Source organism: Pseudomonas sp. WC2401 (assembly GCF_041200115.1).
Lineage (GTDB): Bacteria > Pseudomonadota > Gammaproteobacteria > Pseudomonadales > Pseudomonadaceae > Aquipseudomonas > Aquipseudomonas fragi.
Window position 1 is genome coordinate 2,297,222 of record NZ_CP165623.1, and the last position, 20,723, is coordinate 2,317,944.

At 60.1% G+C, this 20,723-nt stretch carries 16 protein-coding genes; 1 reads left to right on the plus strand and 15 read right to left on the minus strand.

Annotated features, from left to right (window positions below):
- Positions 1-23: 23 nt before the first annotated feature.
- From AB3G35_RS10545 to AB3G35_RS10570, 6 genes are all read right to left on the minus strand, one after another.
- Complete coding sequence (locus AB3G35_RS10545; RefSeq protein ID WP_369782630.1) at positions 24-1,304, minus strand: TRAP transporter large permease; 1,281 nt, start codon at positions 1,302-1,304, stop codon at positions 24-26.
- Positions 1,305-1,832 carry a TRAP transporter small permease gene (locus AB3G35_RS10550; protein ID WP_369782632.1) on the minus strand — a complete coding sequence of 176 codons (528 nt, stop codon included), beginning with the start codon at positions 1,830-1,832 and terminating at the stop codon, positions 1,305-1,307. It lies immediately after the preceding gene.
- Positions 1,833-1,893: 61 nt separating this feature from the next.
- On the minus strand, positions 1,894-2,877 hold the full coding sequence (locus tag AB3G35_RS10555; RefSeq protein WP_086796171.1) for a TRAP transporter substrate-binding protein: 984 nt from the start codon (positions 2,875-2,877) through the stop codon (positions 1,894-1,896).
- Positions 2,878-2,927: 50 nt separating this feature from the next.
- Positions 2,928-3,815, minus strand: coding sequence for an SMP-30/gluconolactonase/LRE family protein (locus tag AB3G35_RS10560; RefSeq protein WP_369782633.1), 888 nt, complete (start codon positions 3,813-3,815; stop codon positions 2,928-2,930).
- Positions 3,816-3,859: 44 nt separating this feature from the next.
- Entirely contained in the window at positions 3,860-4,687 is an 828-nt protein-coding gene (locus AB3G35_RS10565) for an NAD(P)-dependent oxidoreductase (protein WP_095040135.1), read from the minus strand.
- Positions 4,688-4,950: 263 nt separating this feature from the next.
- A complete protein-coding gene (locus tag AB3G35_RS10570; protein WP_369782635.1) occupies positions 4,951-6,246 on the minus strand; it encodes an OprD family porin in 1,296 nt (431 codons plus the stop codon).
- 146 nt (positions 6,247-6,392) lie between these two features.
- Between AB3G35_RS10570 and AB3G35_RS10575 the strand changes: the two genes are divergently transcribed.
- Positions 6,393-7,475 carry an AI-2E family transporter gene (locus tag AB3G35_RS10575; RefSeq protein WP_016780187.1) on the plus strand — a complete coding sequence of 361 codons (1,083 nt, stop codon included), beginning with the start codon at positions 6,393-6,395 and terminating at the stop codon, positions 7,473-7,475.
- Here AB3G35_RS10575 and AB3G35_RS10580 read toward each other — a convergent pair.
- The 9 genes from AB3G35_RS10580 to nuoG all read right to left on the minus strand — a co-directional run bounded on the left by AB3G35_RS10580 (position 7,472) and on the right by nuoG (position 20,663).
- Positions 7,472-9,589, minus strand: a complete 2,118-nt coding sequence (locus tag AB3G35_RS10580) for a TonB-dependent receptor family protein (protein WP_369782637.1) — start codon at positions 9,587-9,589, stop codon at positions 7,472-7,474. The two genes, AB3G35_RS10575 and AB3G35_RS10580, sit on opposite strands and share 4 nt — an antisense overlap.
- 1,073 nt (positions 9,590-10,662) lie before the next feature.
- On the minus strand, positions 10,663-12,132 hold the full coding sequence (gene nuoN / locus AB3G35_RS10585) for an NADH-quinone oxidoreductase subunit NuoN (RefSeq protein ID WP_083369846.1): 1,470 nt from the start codon (positions 12,130-12,132) through the stop codon (positions 10,663-10,665).
- A gap of 7 nt (positions 12,133-12,139) precedes the next feature.
- Positions 12,140-13,672 carry an NADH-quinone oxidoreductase subunit M gene (gene nuoM, locus AB3G35_RS10590; protein ID WP_016780190.1) on the minus strand — a complete coding sequence of 511 codons (1,533 nt, stop codon included), beginning with the start codon at positions 13,670-13,672 and terminating at the stop codon, positions 12,140-12,142.
- A 38-nt stretch (positions 13,673-13,710) separates the two neighbouring features.
- Positions 13,711-15,564, minus strand: a complete 1,854-nt coding sequence (nuoL, locus tag AB3G35_RS10595) for an NADH-quinone oxidoreductase subunit L (RefSeq protein ID WP_016780191.1) — start codon at positions 15,562-15,564, stop codon at positions 13,711-13,713.
- Entirely contained in the window at positions 15,561-15,869 is a 309-nt protein-coding gene (gene nuoK, locus AB3G35_RS10600; RefSeq protein ID WP_019412103.1) for an NADH-quinone oxidoreductase subunit NuoK, read from the minus strand. Before nuoK ends, nuoL begins: the two co-directional genes overlap by 4 nt.
- Before the next feature lies 1 nt (position 15,870).
- The gene (gene nuoJ, locus AB3G35_RS10605; RefSeq protein ID WP_016780193.1) at positions 15,871-16,374 is read right to left on the minus strand and encodes an NADH-quinone oxidoreductase subunit J; all 504 of its coding nucleotides are present in this window, start codon (positions 16,372-16,374) and stop codon (positions 15,871-15,873) included.
- A gap of 9 nt (positions 16,375-16,383) precedes the next feature.
- The gene (nuoI, locus tag AB3G35_RS10610; RefSeq protein WP_016780194.1) at positions 16,384-16,932 is read right to left on the minus strand and encodes an NADH-quinone oxidoreductase subunit NuoI; all 549 of its coding nucleotides are present in this window, start codon (positions 16,930-16,932) and stop codon (positions 16,384-16,386) included.
- A 12-nt stretch (positions 16,933-16,944) separates the two neighbouring features.
- Positions 16,945-17,952, minus strand: coding sequence for an NADH-quinone oxidoreductase subunit NuoH (gene nuoH, locus AB3G35_RS10615; protein WP_016780195.1), 1,008 nt, complete (start codon positions 17,950-17,952; stop codon positions 16,945-16,947).
- Positions 17,949-20,663, minus strand: coding sequence for an NADH-quinone oxidoreductase subunit NuoG (gene nuoG / locus AB3G35_RS10620; protein WP_169869857.1), 2,715 nt, complete (start codon positions 20,661-20,663; stop codon positions 17,949-17,951). The genes nuoH and nuoG overlap by 4 nt, the downstream gene beginning before the upstream one ends.
- Positions 20,664-20,723 lie beyond the last annotated feature (60 nt).

Sequence of the window (20,723 nt, forward strand, 5' to 3'; positions counted from 1 at the left end):
CGCTCCCACAGGGGGAAGGCGGGTTACAGCACCAGGCCTGGCAGCCACAGCGAGATGGCCGGCACATAGGTCACCAGCATCAGCACCATAAACAGCGCCAGGTAGAACGGCAGCAGCGCTTTAACCGTGTTCTCAATCGTCACCTTGCCTACCGCCGCGCCGACAAACAGCACCGCGCCCACCGGCGGTGTGATCAGGCCGATCCCCAGGTTGACCAGCATGATCATGCCAAAATGCACCGGATCGACACCGATACCGATAATCACCGGCAGCAGGATCGGAGTGAGGATCAGGATCAGCGGCGCCATGTCCATCACCGTGCCCAACAGCAGCAACATGACGTTGATGCACATCAGGATCACATAGCGGTTATCCGACAGGGTCAGAAACGCGGTGGTGATCTTCATCGGGATTTCCATCAGCGTCAGGATGTAACCGAAGCTGGCAGCAAAGCCGATCAGGATCATCACGATGGAAATGGTGCGCACCGCCCGGTGCATCAGCTTGGGCAGATCGCGCCACTTGTAGTCGCGGTAAATGAACATGGTAACGAAGAACGACCACACCACCGCGACCGCCGCCGACTCGGTGGCAGTGAAGACGCCAGTGAGGATGCCGCCCAGGATGATAACCATGGCCATCAGGCCCCACATCGCTTCACCGGCGATTTTCAGCGCCTGGCGCAGCGGGATGACTTCGCCCTTGGGGTAGTTGCGCTTGCGCGCAAAGATCATGCACAGGCCCATCATTACCGCGCTGAGCAGCAACCCCGGCATGATCCCGGCCATAAACAGCGAAGCGATTGACACCGTGCCGCCCGCTGCCAGCGAGTACAGCACCGAGTTGTGGCTGGGCGGGGTGAGCAGGGCCTGCACCGAACCGCTGACCGTCACGGCCGTGGAGAACTCGCGAGGGTAACCGGCGCGTTCCATTTCCGGAATCAGTACCGAGCCTACGGATGCGGTGTCCGCCACCGACGAGCCGGAGATCGCGCCAAAGAAGGTCGAGGCGACGATATTGACCAGCGACAGACCGCCGCGCACAAACCCCACCAGCACCCCGGCAAAGGCCACCAGCCGGCGCGACATGCCGCCTTCGGCCATGATCGCCCCCGCCAGTACGAAGAACGGGATCGCCAGCAGGGAAAATTTGTTCACGCCGCCCGCTACTTGAATCATCAGGGCATCGAACGGGATATCAATCCACCAGGCGCCGACCAGTGCCGACAGACCCAGCGCGTAGGCGACCGGCATGCCGAGCAGGATCAGGGCGATAAAACTGCCCAACAGTACGAAAGCGTCCATTTATACGGCCTCTTCGCTGGCTTCTACGATGTCGAACCGCACGGCGCGGCGGTGGCTTTGGTCACCCAGGAAGAGTTTCTCCAGGACGAAGATCAGGGTCACGATGCCGCCCAGGGGGATTGGCAGATAGGAGATGCCTACGCGCAAACTCGGCATTTCACCAAGGAACTGGTTCCAGGTGGTCGCGCACAGTTTGAAGCCCTTGACCGTCATAAACAGGCAGACGATAACCATCAGGATTTGCACCAGCACCGCGGCCTGTTTGCGCACATGGGCCGGCATGCGCTCGACCGCCATCGCCACTGCCATATGGGCACCGGCACGGTAGCTGGCGGCAGCGCCAAAGAAGGTAAACACCACCATCAGCAGGATGGCCGTGGGCTCGGGCCAGCTTGAGCCGCTGCCCAGCACGTAGCGGGCAAAAATGCCCCAGGGGATGATAAGGGTCATGGTCAGCACCGACAAACCGGCGATCCCGATGCAGGCCCTGTACAGCAAGTCATTAAAGCGCAGTACGGTATTTTTCATGGGGCTCACCACTGCGCGGAAAACGGGCTGGCGCCCGCCACCGCGGCGTTATCGGACTGGCTTATTGGACGGCTTCGATGCGCGAGATCAGGTCCTTGTAGTTGGCACCGTACTTGTCGCGAACCGGCTGGGTGGCGTCGTAGAAGGCCTTTTTCTGCTCGGGGGTGAGGGTGATGAACTCCACGCCTGCGGTTTTGAGCTTGGTTTCGCTTTCGGCGGATTTTTTGTCCCAGATCACTCGCTCTTCCATCTGCGCTTCACGCGCCAGTTTTTGCACCAGGGCTTGTTGCTCCGGGCTGAGCTTGGCCCAGGTGGTCTTGGCGATCACGATCGGCTCGGGGAGGATCAAGTGGTCGGTCCAGGTGAAGTACTTGGCGTTCTGGTAGTGGTTGTGCTCAAGGAAGGTCGGCGGGTTGTTCTCTGCGCCATCGATCACGCCGGTCTGCAGGGCGCTGAAAATCTCGCCGGTGGCCATGGCGATGCCGTTGCCGCCCATGTCGTTGATGGTGTCGATAAATACCGGGTTGCCTTGTACGCGGATTTTCATGCCTTTGAGGTCGGCCATCTCACGTACCGGTTTTTTTGTGTACAGGTTGCGCGTACCACCATCCATCCAGGCCAGCGCGACCATGTTGAAGTCGGAATTGGTGATTTTATCCAACATCTCCTGGCCGATTTCACCGTCGATGATCTTGCGCATATGGGCCTGGTCGCGGAACACAAACGGCAGGTTGAAGGCGTTGGTTTCCGGCACTACCGGGCCGAGGATGCCGAGGCTGACCCGGGTCATCTGCACCGCGCCGGACTGCAATTGCTCGACCACTTCTTTCTCTGAGCCCAGTACGCCACCGGCAAACATCTTGAAGGAAATATCGCCGTTGCTTTGTTCCTGGAGTTTTTTGCCCATTTCCTGTTCGGCCACCACCGGCGGGTAGCCCGTGGGGTGAACCTCGGCGAACTTGATCTTGATTTCGGCCTGGGCCACGCCTGAGAGGCAGAAGGCCAGGGGTAATGCAGCGATGAGCAGGGTGCGTTTGAAATCCATGGGTCACTCCAAATATTGTTTTTGTTATTTCAAGGTGTTGGATCAGTCGTTCAGTTATTCAAGCGGGGCTCCGGCAGGCCCTTGACTCCGGGCCTGAGGGCGAACACGCCCCCGGCCAGGGGCTGGTCGGCCAGGTCCCCGGCGGGGCGGATCGAGGTTACGAACAGGGTGTCCAGGTCTGCTCCGCCAAAGGCACACATCGCCGGTTTCTTCACGGGCACGGCCAGGGAGCGGTCGAGCTTGCCTTCGGGGGTGAAGCGGTGGATCAGCCCGGCATCGTTGCCGCAGATCCAGTAGCAGCCATCGGCATCAACCGCCGCGCCATCGGGGCGGCCGGGGTGTTGGGTCATATCCACGAACAGGCGGCGGTTGTGTGGGGTGCCGGTGTCGGTGTCGTAGTCAAAAGCCCATATTTTTTGCACATCCGGGTGCGAGTCCGACAGGTACAGGGTGTTGCCATCGGGGCTGAACGCCAGTCCGTTGGGCACGATAAAGCCTTGCAGTTGCGCCGTGAGCGGCTCGGTCTGGCCTGCGTTGTAGCGATACATGGCGCCCACCGGTGCGCCGGCGGCCATGTCCATCAGCATGCTGCCCGCCCAGAAGCGGCCCTGGCGGTCGCAGCGGCCATCGTTGAAGCGCATGCCTGGAAGGGCGTGGGTCACGCTGGCCAGCAAGCGACTGTTGAGGCTGCCGTCGGCGTGGGGGGTGATAGCGAACAGCCCGTTTTCCATCGCGGCGATCCAATTGCCATTACCTGTCTGAGCGATGCATGCGAGCATTTGCGAGGCTTGCCAACTTTGCTCTTTACCATCGGCAGGGCTCCAGCGATGCAAGCGTTTTGCCGGGATATCCACCCAGTAGAGTGCCTGTTCAGTGGTGCTCCAGACCGGGCTTTCGCCGGTGGCGTTGCGTGCATCGAGAATCAGTTCAGCTGTCATGATGCCTTGGCCTCTGTTGATCTTGTTCTGCTGGCAGCGCGGGTTTACTCGTCGCCAAACGGGCCGGCAGCGACAAAGGCGCCGCCCTGGTAAACCATGCTCGGGTCATTGGCTGCGGGCATCGGCTGAGCTTCGATCTTGTCGCGGAAAATTTCTGACGTGTCCTTGGGCTCGAACCCAAGGTGGGCAGCAAAACGGTTGTCCCACCACACATTAAGGTTATTGGAGGCGCCATAGACCACGGTGTGACCGACATTGGGCGTGTACAGCGAGCGCTCCAGCAGTTGCGTGAGGTCGGCAAAGCTCAGCCAGGTACTCATCATCCGGCGGTTTTGCGGCTCGGGGAACGAGGAGCCGATGCGGATGCTGACGGTTTCGATGCCATAGCGGTCGAAGTAGAAGGTGGCCATGTCTTCGCCATAGGACTTGGACAGCCCGTAGTAACTGTCAGGCCGGCGCGGGGAGTGGGCATCCAGGGTCTGATCCTGTTTGTAGAACCCGATGACATGATTGGAACTGGCGAAAATCACCCGTTTGACGCCATGCCGGCGTGCCGCTTCGTAAATGTGGAAAATGCCGCTGATATTGGGGCCGAGGATCTCTTCGAACGGGCGCTCCACCGAGACGCCGCCAAAGTGCAGGATGGCGTCTACCCCTTCAACCAACTGGTGGACGGCCTGTTTATCGGCAAGATCGCAGGTGAACACTTCTTCGCGGCTGTCAGCCGCCGGGGCCATTGCGGCGATATCAGAGAGTCGCAGCACCCTGGCGTAGGGCTTGAGGGTTTCGCGCAGCACCTTCCCCAGACCGCCGGCAGCACCGGTGAGAAGAAGGCGATTGAAGGGGGTTTGGACAGTGTGAGTGGTTGTCATCAAAGATCCCTGTCGTTCTTGTTATTGTCATCTGTTGTCGTATGACTTGGTCTGGATTATTCACAGTCATTGTGGTGGTTGTCAATGCCAAATCCGAACTTCTAATGGCTGCAAAATGATTGTCAAAGGGCTGCCACGCTGCGGATTTGGCGACGCGGCATGACTTGTGGGAGCTGGCTTGCCTGCGATACAGACGCTGCGGTCTGCCAGGGCAATTGCTGCGATGCCATCGCGAGCAAGCCCGCTCCCACAGTTTGCTGGTCTTACAGCAACGACAACGGATAGCTGATAAAAATGCGGTTTTCGTCGAACTCGTGGGTGCTGTAGTCGCGGCGGATGCTCGCGTTGCGCCAGCGCACGTTGAGGTCCTTGAATGTACCCGCCTGCACGGTGTAAGCCAGCTCCGATTCACGCCCCCATTCCTTGCCGTCGGTGATGGTCCCAGTGTGGATGTTATCGCCGCTGATATAGCGGTTCATCATGGTCAGGCCGGGTACGCCGAGTACCGCGAAGTCGAGGTCGTGACGCACTTGCCATGAACGTTCCTTGGCCAGGTCGTAGCTGGAGTTGTAGCTGTCGTTGGCCAGGGTGCCGCCGCTGGTGCCGTTGACCTTGAACCAGCCATCGTCGCCACTGATTTTCTGCAGGCCCACATACAAGGTGTTGCCCTTGTATTTGGCCGACAGCAGGGCGTAGGCGGTTCTGTTGTCGAGGTCACCCGCCAGTTTGCTGCCGTCTTCCTTGCCCCAGAAATAACCGAGGTTGGCGCCCAGTGTCACATCGCCAACCGGCTGGCTGTGCAACACGTTTAAAAATTGCTGCTGATAGATGTCTTCGAGCTGGGCGTACCACAGGCCGACCTGGGTGCGTTTTTCATTGAAGCTGTAGTCACCGCCGGCAAAGTTGAAGCGGTCCGAGGTGAAGGCGCCTTTGCCGTTGAGCGACATGTCTTCCATGCTCGCATCGTTGCGCGGGCTGTTGGCGCGGAACTGGCCGCCATAGAGGTTCAGCCCGGCGATTTCTTTTGAAGTGATCTGGCCGCCGCGGAAGGTTTGTGGCAGGGAGCGGCCATCGTCCGAGCGCAGGATCGGCAGTACCGGCATCCACTCGCCGATTTTAAGTTCCGTATTGGAGATTTTGGCCTTGGCCGCAACCCCCAAACGACCAAAGTTATCGGCGGGCTCGCCGTCGCTGTGGGTCGGCAACAGTTGGGTGCCTGCCGTGCCTTTGCCACCGTCGAGTTTTTGCGAGTAAAGCCCCAGCACATCCACCCCGAAGCCCACCGTACCCTGGGTAAAACCGGACTTGACGTCGAGAATGAAGTTTTGCGTCCACTCTTCGGCCTTGCTCTGCGGGTAGTCGGGGTTGGTGTAGTTGCGGTTGATATAGGCGTTGCGCAGGGTCAGCGTGGCTTTGGTGTCGTCGACGAAACCTTCGGCCAGGCCCGTCAACGGCAAGGCCAGGCCCATGCTGCCAAGTCCGAGCAACATCAGCGAGCGGGTGCCTTGTGCGGTTTTTGAGCGTGTGAAAAGGGCGGGGGCGCAGGTAGGTGCGATCATCCGTAGAGCTCCTGAATATTATTATTTTTGTTATCTGTTGTCGTACAACTACGCAGATTATTTACAGAGTGTCTAGGGAGTTGTCAATGCCAGCGGCTACACTGCGACCACTAGATTCCTACACGCCTTACTGACATGGATTGCTCATGAACGAAACAAGTCTGCAACGTAAAACCCTGCTCCTGTTGCTGGCCTTGGTCACCATCGCGTTTATCTGGATCCTGTTGCCGTTTTATGGCGCGATTTTCTGGGCAGTGGCCCTGGGAATCCTGTTTGCACCCCTGCAGCGCAAGCTGCTGCTCAAACTCAAGGGGCGGCGCAACCTGGCAACCTTTGCCACGCTGGGGGCCTGTACGGTGATTGCGATCATTCCGGTGATCATCACCACGACCTTGCTGGTGCAGGAAGTGGCAACGCTCTACAAGGATGTTGAAAGCGGCAGAATCAACGTCGCCAGCTATGTCATGCAGTTCAAGGACATCCTGCCGGCCACCGCGCAGGACTGGCTTGACCGTTTTGGCATGGGCAATATCGACGGGCTGAGTGAGAAAGTATCCAAGGGCGCCCTTGAAGGCAGCCAGTTTTTTGCCACCCAGGTCTTCAGCTTCGGTCAGAGCACCTTTGATCTGGTGGTGAGCTTTTTCATCATGCTGTATCTGCTGTACTTCTTTATCCGTGACGGCCAGCAGATGGTGCGCACCATCCGCAACGCAGTACCGCTGGCCGAGCAGCAAAAACGCCTGTTGCAGCTCAAGTTGCGTCGTGTGGTGCGGGCCTCGGTCAAGGGCAACCTGGCGGTGGCCATTACCCAGGGGGCATTGGGCGGGGTGATTTTCTGGGTGCTGGGCATCCATAGCGCGCTGTTCTGGGCGGTGCTGATGATGTTCCTGTCGCTGCTACCCGCCGTCGGTGCCGGTATCGTCTGGGCGCCGGTGGCGGTTTACTTCGTGGTGACCGGCTCGGTCTGGCAGGGGGTGGTGCTGGCGCTGTACGGGGTGTTTGTGATCGGCATGGTGGACAACGTGTTGCGCCCCATCCTGGTGGGCAAGGACACGAAAATGCCGGACTTCCTGATCCTGATCTCGACCCTGGGCGGCATGGCCATCTTCGGCCTCAATGGCTTTGTGATCGGGCCGTTGATCGCCGCCCTGTTCCTGTCCAGCTGGGGCTTGTTCAGCGGCACCCGCCGCAAGGTGCGGTTGCCGGCCGATATCCCGTCCGCTGATTAACGGAAGCTGTAGGAAACCCCCACATAGGCGCCCCGGCCTTCACCCGGGGTGGAGCGCGCGGCGTCCAGGCCCTTGTCGTCATACCCCGGCGTGACCGTGGCGGCATAGCGCTCGCCGCTCAGGTTGCGCAGGTCGAGCCAGGCTTGCCAGTCCTGTTTGGGCGCGTTGTAGCCCAGGGTTGCCCCCCACAACATGTAGGACGACGTGTAATACGAGTTGGCGTAGTCCACCGCCATGCGTGAGGCAACCTGCGTGTTCACCCCGGCATAGAAGCCCTGCGGGTGGTCATAGCGCACTTCGGCCTGGTAGTAGTGCTGCGGGATGCCCGGCAGCTTGTTGTCGCCAAAGCGCTCGTCGTCACGGTAATGGAAATCGCTGAAGGTGTAGGCCTGGCGCAGGGACACCTTGCCCACTGCTGGTTTTTCCCACAACAGGCTGTTGAGACCGGCTTCGATGCCCTGGTGCACGGTGGGGCTGGCGTTGGACTCACCGACAATCGGGCTTTGGGTGAGGGTGGCGGCCTGGGTTTCGACGCTCAGCAGTTCATGGCGCACGGCCGAGTAATACCAGGCCAGATCCCATTGCCCGAACCACGCATCACCCCGGGTGCCCAGTTCAAGGGTGGTAGCGGTTTGATTGTCCAGCGCTACCGGGGTGCTCTGGCGACCGGTGGCCGGGCCACTGTTGAGCGGGAAAGTGAACGGCGAGCCCCAGATCATCGACCAAGGGTGCGGCGGCTCGACCGAGCGGCTCAGGTTGCCGTATACCTGCAAGTGCGGGTTGAACTCGTAACGCAGGCCAAGGCGTGGCGCGTAGTCCCAGTCATGCTGGCTGACCTTGCCGCCGCTCTCGGGGTAACTCACGTCGCTCTCGCGGCGGGTGTAGATCAGCGCCATGCCGGTGGTCAGCCACAGGTCGGGGATCAGCTCCAGGTCATTGCTGGCGTGCAGCACGGTATCGGAACCTTGGTAACTGAAGTCGCGAATTTTGGTACCGGGGGCATAACCTGCGGTATTGCCCACGGGTATGCGCACAAATTCCGAAGCCCCACTGTTGGGCAAATGCTTGGTGTTGCGCAGGCCCACGGTGGTCTTGCTTTCAAGGCCGAACAGGGTGTCGCGGCGCTTGTAGTTGAGCGTACCGCTGACGTCGGTGTAGGCCACTTTCAGACGGTTCGGGCCTTCACGCAGATCCATCGGGTAGTCGTGATAGACCAGGCCCACTTCAAGCTGCGAATCGTCATCCAGATACATCGTGGTCTTGTTGCCCAGCCAGGTACTGCCGGGTTGCGGACGGGTATAGTCGCCTGCCACATAGGCCGGGTTGGCGGCGCGGGGGTGATGCTGGATGTTGGCCTTGGTCACGCGACCTGCCAGCTCGTTATCGGTTTCGCGATAGCGCAGGTAGAAGCGGGTTTCCAGTTGCGGGCTGAAGCGATAGCCGATATTGGCCGCGATGCCCTTGCTGCTGCCAGCAGTGTGATGCTGGTAGCCATCGGTATCGGAGTCGGTCAGGGCGACGTAGTAGTCCAGATCACCCAGGACTTGCCCGGAACTGATCTGGCGTTTTTGATAGCCATAGCTGCCCGTTTCGTAGCGCACCTGCAGCGGCGCCGCGTCGTAGCCGGTGTGGGTGACGTAGTTGATCGAGCCGCCCAGGGCCAGCGAACCGGTGTCGAAGCCATTGGCGCCGCGCAGCACTTCGGCGCGGCTTAGCCACAGCGGCTCGAACAGTTCGTAGGGGGTGCCGCCGGGGCCGGTCAGGGGCAGGCCGTCGAACATTACATACAGGCCTGAACCGTGGGCGCTGGGGGCGCGGTTGATGCCCGAGCCGCGCACCGAGACCTTGGCCCCGTCATTGCCCGCCGATTGCGCGTAGACCCCCGGCTGGTAGGCCAGTACATCGGCATTGCTGGCAGTGCGGCCATTTTCGACCCGGGTCATGTCGATCAGGTTGCTGGCGCCGGGCACTTCATTTAGCGCGTTTTGGGCGGCTTGCAGTTCGCTGCTTTCTTCGCTGCGTACCTGTACTTCGCCCAGTTCCAGGGGATTGCCGTGGGCCGGGGCGGCGCAGATCAGCGCCAAGGGTAGAAGCGAAGAAAGGGTGGGACGCATTGGTTAACTGTTCCAGATCGATAGGCGGGCGGCGCGCCAGCCTATACAAGCCGAGAATCGCTCGCAACTGTTACGGGCTGCATTCCAGGTGTGGGAGAGGGTTTGCTTGATATCGCATGATTAACCGATACGCTGAGTACATATCCGGCATTCGTGCCTAACCGAAATATCGGTTTCGCTCTTACGGCGAGTCCCTTTTTGAAGGACCAAAAAGGAACCAAAAAGTCCTCGCCCCATCGTACGGCCTTCGCTGCGCTCAGGTTCCCTCGCTCCGGCTCTGCTCCGTGGGCACGCCGCCACGGGCCATCCTTGGCCCATCGCGGCTCTCCCGGCATCCATGCCGGTCGACCCACTCCACAGAACCTCCTCTCGGCCTCCCGGGAGGGCTGGTAGATCAAAAGCACTGCACCCCGAGGCGGCCGACCGGCCGGCCTGTTTGGCGGCGGGATCTGCAACCGGCATATTTCCACTGTGGGAGCCGGGCTTGCCCGCGATGCAGGCACCTCGTTCTATCTGGAGGAACAAAGTGCTGCCATCGCGGGCAAGCCCGCTCCCACAAGGGATTGGCGTTGTTTAAAAGTTTTGCTTTTGCTGCTGCCACGCGATTAATCAAGCGACGCGAATGCCCCTCACAGAAGGCCGAACGCAGGTGCTGTTATGGGGGGGGCGCGGCAGGACGCCGCGCCAGCCGCGATGGGCCATGGATGGCCCGTCGCGGCGTGCCCCCATAACAGTGCCGGAGTGAGGGCACCGGCGAGCCTTGGCGAGGCGGCCGTATGGTAGGGCGAGGACTTTTTGGTTCCTTTTTGGTCCTTCAAAAAGGGACTCGCTGTAAGAGCGAAACCAATATTTCGGTTAGACGCGAATGCTGGATATGTACGCTGTGGGTCAGTTGTTTTGCGACGTTTACTTACCGTAACACCGTGTCGCCTGCATCGCGGGCAAGCCCGCTCCCACAGGTTTAGCGTCGCACAGAAATCCTGACTATTTACTGCTCTAACATGATTTGTGGTGCAACAAAAAACCCCGCAAAGGCCAGGCCTCCACGGGGTTTCGGGTACAGCCGCTAACGCTTAGCCAATCAGCCCCAGCGTTGCCTGTTGCACCAGTTGCAGCATCGGCTGCGGGTATACACCCAGGAAGAACACCAGTACCGAGACCGCCAGCAGCATCACGCCACCCGCTTTCTGTTCCCAGTTCAGCGGCGCATCGTGGCGATGCAGCTTCGGCTCGACCAGGTACAGGGTCACCATCACACGCAGGTAGTAGAACACGCCAATGGCGCTACCCAGGATCAGGGAGCCCACCAGCCACCATTGGTGAGCTTCAACGCCCGTGGCGATGATGTAGAACTTGCCGATAAAGCCGGCCGTCAGCGGGATGCCCGCCAGCGACAGCATCATCACGGTCATCACCGCAGTCAGGTACGGACGACGCCAGAACAGGCCGCGGTACTCGTACAGTGCGTCAGCGTCACGGCCCTTATACGGCGAGGACATCAACGTGATCACACCGAAGGCACCCAGGCTGGTCAGCACATAGGTGATCAGGTACACACCGATGGCTTCCATGGCCATGCCCTTGCTCGCCACCAGGGCGATCAGCAGGTAGCCGAAGTGGGCGATGGACGAGTAACCCAGCAGACGCTTGAGGTTGTTCTGGGTCAGTGCCAGCAAGTTACCGAACAGGATCGAGGCAATCGCGATCACGGTCAGTACATCGCTCATCACACCGGTAGTTGCCGACGGGGTGATCTGGAACAGACGCACCATCACGGCAAACACGGCCACTTTCGACGCGGTAGCCAGGAACGCGGCCACCGGCGCCGGGGCACCTTCGTACACGTCCGGAGTCCAGAGATGGAAAGGCACCAGTGACAGTTTAAAGGCCAGGCCCACCAGCATCATGCCCAGGCCCAGCTGGGCAATGGCGCTAGGTGCGCCAGTAGCCGCCAGGGCGTGACCGATACCGCTGAAGCTCAGGCTGCCTGCTTCGGCGTACAGCAAGGCCATACCGAACAACAGGAACGCAGAACCGGCAGCCGACAGCACCATGTACTTGATGCCGGCTTCCAGCGAACGCTTGTTGAAGAAGGCATAGGCCACCAGGCCGTAAACCGGTACCGAAAGCAGCTCCAGACCGATAAACAAACCGGCCAGGTGTTGCGCGCTGACCAGTACGATACCGCCGGTCGCAGCCAGCAGCATCAGCAGGTACAGCTCTTCACGGTTGCCCGGGTAGCCCGTGCCGCCTTCACCCAGGTAGGCGTGAGCCAAGGTGACGCACGCCAGGGTCGCGACCAGGATCAGGCCAATGTACAGATAGGCGAAGTTGTCCATCATCAACAGCGGGGTGACAGCCAGTGGAACAACTTTCAACGCCGGGAAGATCGACAACAGGGCCAGGTTAAGACCTGCCACCGAAAGCAGGAAGGTCTGTGAATGGTTGCGGCGCCACGCGATTGCCAGCATCACCACAACAACGGTGAGGCTGGTAATCAGCAGTGGAGCAAGCGCGATAAAGTGTTGGATCGTGAATTCCATAGCGCTCTTACCGGGCCGAAGCGAGTTGAGTGAAGGCGGTGCCGAGCCATTGCTGCACGCCATGCATGGTCGCAGCGGAGGTATCGAGGAACGGTTGCGGGTACACGCCGATAAACACCAGCAGTACCGCCAGACCGAGCACCATGATCAGTTCACGTGCATCCATGCCGGCCAGTACCGCGTCGGACTTGGACGGACCGAAGTAGGCACGGTGAATCATGATCAGCGAGTAGACCGAACCAAACACCAGACCGGTTGTGGCAATCGCCGTGATCCAGGGGAAGCTGGCGAACGAGCCAATCAGGATCAGGAATTCGCCGACAAAGTTGCCGGTACCCGGCAAGCCCAGCGACGCGGCCGCGAAGAACAGGCTGATGGCCGGCAGGTAGGCGATCTTCGACCACAAGCCACCCATCTCACGCATGTCACGGGTATGCAGGCGCTCGTACAGTTGGCCGCTGAGGATAAACAGCGCGGCAGCCGAAACACCGTGGGCCAACATCTGGATAACGGCACCTTGCAGGGCCAGCTGGCTGCCGGAATAGATACCGATCAGCACGAAGCCCATATGGGAAACGCTGGAGAACGCGATCAGACGCTTGATATCGGTTTGTGCGAAAGCCAGGAAAGCACCGTAGAAAATCCCGATCAGACCCAGGGTCATGGCGATCGGCGCAAACTCGGCCGAGGCATTCGGGAACAGCGGCAAGGCAAAACGCAGCAGACCATACGCAGCGGTCTTCAACAGGATACCGGCCAGGTCCACAGAACCTGCGGTCGGTGCCTGGGCGTGAGCGTCCGGCAGCCAGGAGTGGAACGGTACGACCGGCAGCTTCACGGCGAAGGCAATGAAGAAGCCCAGCATCAGGATGTACTCAGTAGTGAGCGACATCTTGGTTTTCAGCAACTCGGCGTAGCTGAAGGTAATCACGCCGGTGTTGTTGAAGTTGACCAGCACCAGACCCAGGATCGCCACCAGCATGATCAGGCCGGAAGCCTGAGTGAAGATGAAGAACTTGGTCGCGGCGTAGATACGGGTTTTCTTGCCGTCCGACGAGCTATGACCCCAGAGCGCGATGAGGAAATACATCGGCACCAGCATCATTTCCCAGAAGAAGAAGAACATGAACAGGTCGATGGCGAGGAACACGCCCACCACACCGCCCAGGATCCACATCAGGTTCAGGTGGAAGAAGCCCACGTGACGCTGGATTTCTTTCCAGGAACACAGCACCGACAGCACACCGAGCAAACCGGTGAGCAGGATCATCAGCAGCGACAGGCCGTCCAGCGCCAGGTGCACGCTGATACCGAAGCGGGCGATCCAGGTGTGCTGGAACTCAAGGGCCCAGGTCGGATCGGCGCCAGGCGCCGGTGCAAACGAGTAGTTCCCCTGGGACCACAGCCATAGGCCGAGGGCAAGCTCAAGGGACATGGTCAGCAACGCAATCCAGCGGGGCAGGGTGGAGCCGAAACGCTCACCCAGCCAGCACAGGAGGCCGCCGATAAAGGGGATCAGGATTAGCCAAGGCAGAATCATGACGGGCTCAATTCCTTTCGCAAAGTCGAAGGTTCATATCAGACCGCTACCAACACGATGGCGCCCATGACCAGTACAGCACCGGCGGCCATGGATGCAGCGTACCAACGCAGTTGACCGGTTTCGCTGCGGCTCAGGGCGTTATGCCCGGCCTTGGCCATCTTCGGGATCAAACCAATGGTCTGGTCCAGAGGATCTTTGGCCAGCAGGCGGCAGATCAACAGGTACGGTTTGACGAACAGTTTGTCGTACAGCCAGTCGAAGCCCCAGGCAGCGAACCACCAGGCCGACAGGAAGCGACCGATGCCGCTGTTGGCAACTGCAGTTACAAAGCGACGCTTGCCCAGGTACAGCAGGGCAGCGAGCAGGATACCGGCCAGGGCGATGGCACCCGAGGCGATTTCCAGGCTGTGCTTGGCTTCACCGCCAGCATGGCCAACGCTTTGTGGCAGTACACCGGCCAGTGGCGGGGTGATCATGGCGCCGATAAAGGTCGACAGTACGATCAGCACGCTCAATGGCAGCCAGTAGGTTACGCCGTGGCCCGCATGCGCTTCAGTCTTGGCTTCACCGTGGAACGTGACGAAGATCAGGCGGAAGGTGTACAGCGAGGTCATGAACGCGCCCACAAGGCCGGCGTACAACAGTTCGTTGTTACCGCTGGCGAAGGCTTCCCAGAGGATTTCGTCCTTGGAGTAGAAACCGGCCGTCAGCAATGGCAAGGCAGACAGCGCCGCGCCACCGACGATAAAGCTGGCGTAGGCCAGTGGCAGTTTTTTCCACAGGCCGCCCATCTTGAAGATGTTCTGCTCGTGATGGCAGGCAACGATTACTGCACCGGATGCAAGGAACAGCAGGGCCTTGAAGAACGCGTGGGTCATCAGGTGGAAAATCGCGCCGTCCCAGGCACCCACGCCCAATGCCAGGAACATGTAGCCGATCTGGCTCATGGTCGAGTAGGCAAGGATACGCTTGATGTCGGTTTGTACCAGTGCAGCAAAACCGGCCAGCACCAGGGTCACACCGCCGACGATGCCCACCAGGTGCAGCACTTCAGGGGCCAGGGTGAACAGGCCGTGGGTACGCGCAATCAGGTACACACCGGCGGTTACCATCGTTGCGGCGTGGATCAGGGCCGAAACCGGGGTAGGGCCGGCCATCGCGTCTGCCAACCAGGTTTGCAGCGGCAGTTGCGCAGATTTACCGACAGCACCACCCAACAGCATCAGGGTTGCCAGCACGATCCAGAAATCACCGGCCTGGAACTTCTGCGGTGCCAGCACCAGCAGCTCCTTGATGTTCAGCGTGCCCAGTTGCTGGAACAGGATAAACAGGCCTATGGCCAGGAACACGTCGCCGACGCGGGTCACGATAAAGGCCTTGAGTGCCGCGTTGCCGTTGTTGCGGTTGCTGTAGTAGAAACCGATCAACAGGTACGAGCACAGGCCCACGCCTTCCCAGCCGAAGTACACGAACAGCAGGTTATCGGCCAGGATCAGGAACAGCATGCTGGCGATAAACAGGTTGGTGTAGGCAAAGAAACGCGAGTAGCCGTCTTCACCGCGCATGTACCACGAGGCGAAAACGTGGATCAGAAAGCCCACGCCGACCACGACACCGAGCATGGTGACCGACAGGCCGTCCAGGTGCAGGGCGAAGTTGGGCTTGAAGCCTTCTACCGAGATCCACTGCCACAGTACTTGCGTGTACTCGCCACCCGGTGGCGGTGCGACATTGAATTGCCAGATCACAAACGCGGCCACAATGGCCGACAGGCCGATGGAGCCGACGCCGATCAGCGCCGAGAGGTTCTCGCTGAAGCGTCCACGGGAGAACGACAGCAGCAAAAAGCCGATCAGGGGGAATACGAAAGTCAGAAAGAGAAGGTTCATCCGCGCATCTCACTGGCAGCATCGATATCAAGCGTATGGAAGCGGCGATACAGCTGCAGCAGGATCGCCAGGCCAATGCTGGCCTCGGCGGCTGCCAGGGTGATCACCAGGATGAACATCACTTGTCCATCCGGCTGCGCCCAGCGTGCACCGGCAACGATGAAAGCCAGTGCCGCGGCGTTCATCATGATTTCCAGACTCATCAATACGAAGAGAATGTTGCGACGTACCATCAGGCCAACCAGACCGAGGCAGAACAGGATGCCGGCAACGGCCAAACCATGTTCGAGAGGTATTCCTGGCATGTTATTGCTCCTTCGCCTCAGTACGGCCCAAGTGGAACGCCGTCACAGCTGCAGCAAGCAGCAGCATCGAGGCGAGTTCGACCACCAGCAGATACGGGCCGAACAGGCTGATGCCCACGGCTTTTGCATCGATGGTGGTTTGACCGATTGGCGCACCGCTCGGGTGAGCGAACAGCACGTACAACAGTTCGGCCAACAGGATGGCGGACAGAATGCTCGGCCCGATCCAGATGCCCGGCTTGAGCCAGTGGCGTTCTTGCGTCACCGAGGCGGGGCCCTGGTTGAGCATCATCACCACGAACACAAACAGCACCATGATGGCACCGGCGTAGGCGATCACTTCGAGCACACCGGCAAAGGGTGCGCCCAGGCTAAAGAACGTCATCGCCACGGCAATCAGCGAAATAATCAGGTAGAGCAGGGCGTGCACAGGGTTGGTGTTGGTGATCACGCGTAGCGTGGACACGACAGCGACACCCGATGCGAAATAGAAAGCGAATTCCATCGTTCTTCCTTAAGGCAGCAAGCTCTTCACGTTGATCGGCTCGGCTTCGTTCTGGGCAGCACCTTTCGGCTTGCCTTCAACGGCCATACCCGCAACACGATAGAAGTTGTAATCAGGGTTCTTACCGGGACCGGAGATCAGCAGATCTTCTTTCTCGTACACCAGATCCTGACGTTTGAACTCGGCCATCTCGAAATCCGGTGTCAGCTGGATCGCGGTGGTCGGGCAGGCTTCCTCACACAGGCCGCAAAAAATGCAGCGTGAGAAGTTGATGCGGAAGAACTCCGGGTACCAACGGCCATCTTCGGTTTCGGCTTTTTGCAGCGAGATGCAGCCTACCGGGCACGCCACGGCGCACAGGTTACAGGCTACACAACGCTCTTCGCCGTCCGGGTCACGGGTCAGGACAATCCGGCCACGGTAGCGCGGCGGCAGGTACACCGGTTCTTCCGGGTACTGCAGCGTGTCACGCTTGCGGAAGGCATGGCCAAACACCATCACCAAGCTGCGAAGCTGGGTGTAGGTGCCATGCACGATGTCAAACAGATACTTGAACATGGGTCTCTATCCTCACTGAACCGCGCCGGCAGGCGTGTTCAACAACACGACTGCGGCGGTCACCAGCAGATTGATCAGGGTCAGCGGCAGGCAGAACTTCCAGCTGAAGTCCATCACTTGGTCATACCGTGGGCGCGGAATGGAGGCGCGCAGCAGGATGAAGATCATGATGAAAAACGCGGTCTTCAGGGCGAACCAGATAAACGGAATCTGTGGCAGCAGACCGAAAGGTCCGTGCCAGCCACCGAAGAACAAAGTCACCAGCAACGCCGAGATCAACACGATCCCGATGTACTCACCGACGAAGAACATGCCCCATTTCATGCCGGCGTATTCAATGTGGTAACCATCGGCCAGTTCCTGTTCCGCTTCTGGCTGGTCGAAGGGGTGACGGTGAGTCACGGCCACGCCAGCGATAAAGAAGGTCAGGAAACCGAAGATCTGCGGGATGATGAACCACAGGTTCTGCGCTTGATATTCAACGATGTCGCGCATGTTGAACGAGCCAACCTGCACCACGATGCCCATCAGCGCCAGGCCCATGAACACTTCGTAGGACACGGTCTGCGCCGAGGCACGCAAGGCACCCAGCAGGGCGAACTTGTTGTTGCTCGACCAGCCTGCGAACAGCACCGCATAGACCGACAGACCGGCCATGGCGAAGAAGAACAGGATACCGACGTTCAGATCCGCCACGCCCCAGGTCGGGGTGATCGGGATAATCGCAAAGGCGATCAGCAAGGCACTCATGGCCACAACCGGCGCCAGGGTGAAAATCGCCTTGTCGGCAAACGGTGGGGTCCAGTCTTCCTTGAAGAACATCTTGATCATGTCGGCGGCGATCTGGAACGCGCCGAACGGGCCTACGCGGTTCGGACCGTAACGGTCCTGCCACAGGGCCAGCAGGCGACGTTCAACCCAGCTCAGCAGCGCGCCGCAAACCACTACGGCGAGCAGGATTACCACGGCTTTGACCACCGAGATAATCACGTCGATCACTTCAGGCGTAAACCAGGTCATTGGGCTGCCTCCTGCAAACCGTCAACGGTAAGGCCAAAGATCGCTGGCGGGATACCGGCCAGGCCGGCTGGCAGTGCCACCAGACCTGCACCCAGCTCTTCATTGATACGCAGTGGCAGACGCAGGGTCACACCGGCAACATTGAGGCTGAGCAGGGCGCCATCGTTGACCCCCAGGCGGTCGGCTTCGGACTTGGCCAGTGCGATGTAGGCGGCTGGAATGCGTTCTTGAACCGGCGCGGCTTTCGAAGAATTCTCTTCGCTGCCCAGCAGGTGGAAGAACGGCACCACTTGCCAGGTGCCGCGAGCCGGGTTGAATGCACCCGGGATGTTGGCGAACCAGCTCAGCGAATCACCTGTGCTTTCGATCAGGCGGGTGCCCGGGTCGCCAGCGCGGATATGACCACCCACTTCGTCCTGGAACTTGTTCCACGCTTGTGGCGAGTTCCAGCCCGGCGACCAGGCGAACGGCACTTGCTGGCGCGGTTCAACGGAGCCCGAGTAACCTTCCATGGAGAAGGCGAACGCGGTGTCCGGGTCTTGCGGGGTACGTGGCTCGTGTACGCTGATATTGGCGCGCATGGCAGTACGGCCGCTGTAACGCAGCGGTTCGCGGGCCAGCTTCATGCCCTTGATGCGGAACGCAGCAGACGGCGCGGCATCAACGATGCGGGCCAGTGCCGGGGTGCTGGCAGCAGTGGCTTGCGTGACGTGGTCGAGCAGGGTCCAGTCAACCGGCTTGTTCAGCAGGGTGCTGCGCAGGGCATGCAACCAGCGCCAGCCTTCGTGGACCAAGATGCTGGCGTCCAGATAAGTCGGGTCGAACACCTGGAAGAAGCGCTGGGCGCGGCCTTCTTGGCTGACCAAGGTACCGTCGCCTTCAGCGAAGCTGGCTGCCGGCAGTACCAGATCGGCACGGTCGGTGGTCGCAGTCTTCTGGTGGTCGGCAACGATGACCACTTTGGCAGCATCCAGTGCAGCATTGACCTTGACCGCGTCAACCCGGGTGAACAGGTCGTTTTCCAATACCACGATGGCGTCGGCTTTACCGTCGATCACCGCTTGCAGGGCTGCGTCTACCGATTCGCCGCCGAGCATGGCCAGGCCGAGGCTGTTGGCTTCCGGCACGACGAGGCTGATGGAACCGGCTTTTTCACGCAGGTGCAGGGCTTTGGCGATGTTGCCTGCGGCTTCGATCAGGGCCTTGGAGCCCAGGGAAGTACCGGCAATGATCAATGGGCGCTTGGCCGCGAGCAGGGCGTCGGCGATGCGCTTGGCCAGCTCCAGTGCTTCAGCGTCCAGGCCGGCAACGGCAGGAGCGCTGGCGTCGATGGCGTGAGCCACGGCGAAACCGATACGGGCCAGGTCATCCGGGGCTGCGTGTACACATTCTTCAGCCACATCGTCGAGCTTGGTTTCAGCCAGGGTCGCGATAAACAGCGGGTTCAGCGCGTGCTGACCGATGTTTTTCACCGCGGCGTCGAGCCACGGCTGAACGCGCATGGCGTCGGCCATTTCTTCGGCCTTGCCCTTGACCGATTGACGCACGGACAGCGCCATACGGGCGGCGGTCTGGGTCAGGTCTTCACCGAGCACAAACACGGCGTCGTGATCTTCGATCTCGCGCATGTTCGGCACTGGCAGCGGGCTGTCCTTGAGAACTTGCAGCACCAGGCGGATGCGTTCCAGTTCACCGGCTTCGATACCCGAGTAGAAGTGCTCGGCGCCGACCAGTTCGCGCAACGCGTAGTTGCTTTCGAGGCTGGCGCGGGGCGAACCGATACCGACGATATTGCGGCCGCGCAGCAGGTCAGCGGCTTTATCCAGCGCGTTGTCCAGGCTCAGCTTGGTGCCGTCGGCCAGCAAAGGCTGACGTGGACGGTCGGTGCGGTTGACGTAGCCATAGCCGAAACGGCCACGGTCACACAGGAAGTACTGGTTGACCGAACCGTTGAAGCGGTTTTCGATACGACGCAACTCGCCATAACGCTCGCCCGGGCTGATATTGCAGCCGCTGGAGCAACCGTGGCAGATGCTTGGCGCGAATTGCATGTCCCACTTGCGGTTGTAGCGCTCGGAGTGGGTTTTGTCGGTAAACACGCCGGTCGGGCAGACTTCGGTGAGGTTGCCCGAGAACTCGCTTTCGAGCACGCCGTCTTCAACGCGACCGAAGTACACGTTGTCGTGGGCACCGAATACGCCCAGGTCAGTGCCGCCCGCGTAGTCTTTATAGAAGCGCACGCAGCGATAGCAAGCGATGCAGCGGTTCATTTCGTGGGAAATGAACGGGCCCAGTTGCTGGTTCTGGTGGGTACGCTTGGTGAAGCGATAACGGCGCTCGTTGTGGCCGGTCATCACGGTCATGTCTTGCAGATGGCAGTGACCGCCTTCTTCGCACACAGGGCAGTCGTGCGGGTGGTTGGTCATCAGCCATTCAACGACGCTGGCGCGAAACACTTTCGCTTCTTCGTCGTCGATGGAAATCCAGCTACCGTCGGTGGCCGGGGTCATGCATGACATGACGATACGACCACGCTTGTCGTTCTCGTCGGTGTACTGCTTGACGGCGCATTGGCGGCAAGCGCCAACACTGCCCAGGGCAGGGTGCCAGCAGAAATACGGGATATCGAGGCCCAGCGACAGACATGCCTGTAACAGGTTGTCTGCCCCATCGACTTCGAGATCTTTGCCGTCTACGTGGATAGTGGCCATGGTTCAAAGGTCTTCGTTGGCCCGGTGTCAGCGGGCGTGGCTAATGGAATCTTGTTATGC

Bases quoted from the DNA above. Each gene is read 5' to 3' on its own strand.
- AB3G35_RS10545 (WP_369782630.1), bottom strand. From the start codon at position 1,304: ATGGACGCTTTCGTACTGTTGGGCAGTTTTATCGCCCTGATCCTGCTC.
- AB3G35_RS10550 (WP_369782632.1), bottom strand. From the start codon at position 1,832: ATGAAAAATACCGTACTGCGCTTTAATGACTTGCTGTACAGGGCCTGC.
- AB3G35_RS10555 (WP_086796171.1), bottom strand. From the start codon at position 2,877: ATGGATTTCAAACGCACCCTGCTCATCGCTGCATTACCCCTGGCCTTC.
- AB3G35_RS10560 (WP_369782633.1), bottom strand. From the start codon at position 3,815: ATGACAGCTGAACTGATTCTCGATGCACGCAACGCCACCGGCGAAAGC.
- AB3G35_RS10565 (WP_095040135.1), bottom strand. From the start codon at position 4,687: ATGACAACCACTCACACTGTCCAAACCCCCTTCAATCGCCTTCTTCTC.
- AB3G35_RS10570 (WP_369782635.1), bottom strand. From the start codon at position 6,246: ATGATCGCACCTACCTGCGCCCCCGCCCTTTTCACACGCTCAAAAACC.
- AB3G35_RS10575 (WP_016780187.1), top strand. From the start codon at position 6,393: ATGAACGAAACAAGTCTGCAACGTAAAACCCTGCTCCTGTTGCTGGCC.
- AB3G35_RS10580 (WP_369782637.1), bottom strand. From the start codon at position 9,589: ATGCGTCCCACCCTTTCTTCGCTTCTACCCTTGGCGCTGATCTGCGCC.
- nuoN (WP_083369846.1), bottom strand. From the start codon at position 12,132: ATGGAATTCACGATCCAACACTTTATCGCGCTTGCTCCACTGCTGATT.
- nuoM (WP_016780190.1), bottom strand. From the start codon at position 13,672: ATGATTCTGCCTTGGCTAATCCTGATCCCCTTTATCGGCGGCCTCCTG.
- nuoL (WP_016780191.1), bottom strand. From the start codon at position 15,564: ATGAACCTTCTCTTTCTGACTTTCGTATTCCCCCTGATCGGCTTTTTG.
- nuoK (WP_019412103.1), bottom strand. From the start codon at position 15,869: ATGCCAGGAATACCTCTCGAACATGGTTTGGCCGTTGCCGGCATCCTG.
- nuoJ (WP_016780193.1), bottom strand. From the start codon at position 16,374: ATGGAATTCGCTTTCTATTTCGCATCGGGTGTCGCTGTCGTGTCCACG.
- nuoI (WP_016780194.1), bottom strand. From the start codon at position 16,932: ATGTTCAAGTATCTGTTTGACATCGTGCATGGCACCTACACCCAGCTT.
- nuoH (WP_016780195.1), bottom strand. From the start codon at position 17,952: ATGACCTGGTTTACGCCTGAAGTGATCGACGTGATTATCTCGGTGGTC.
- nuoG (WP_169869857.1), bottom strand. From the start codon at position 20,663: ATGGCCACTATCCACGTAGACGGCAAAGATCTCGAAGTCGATGGGGCA.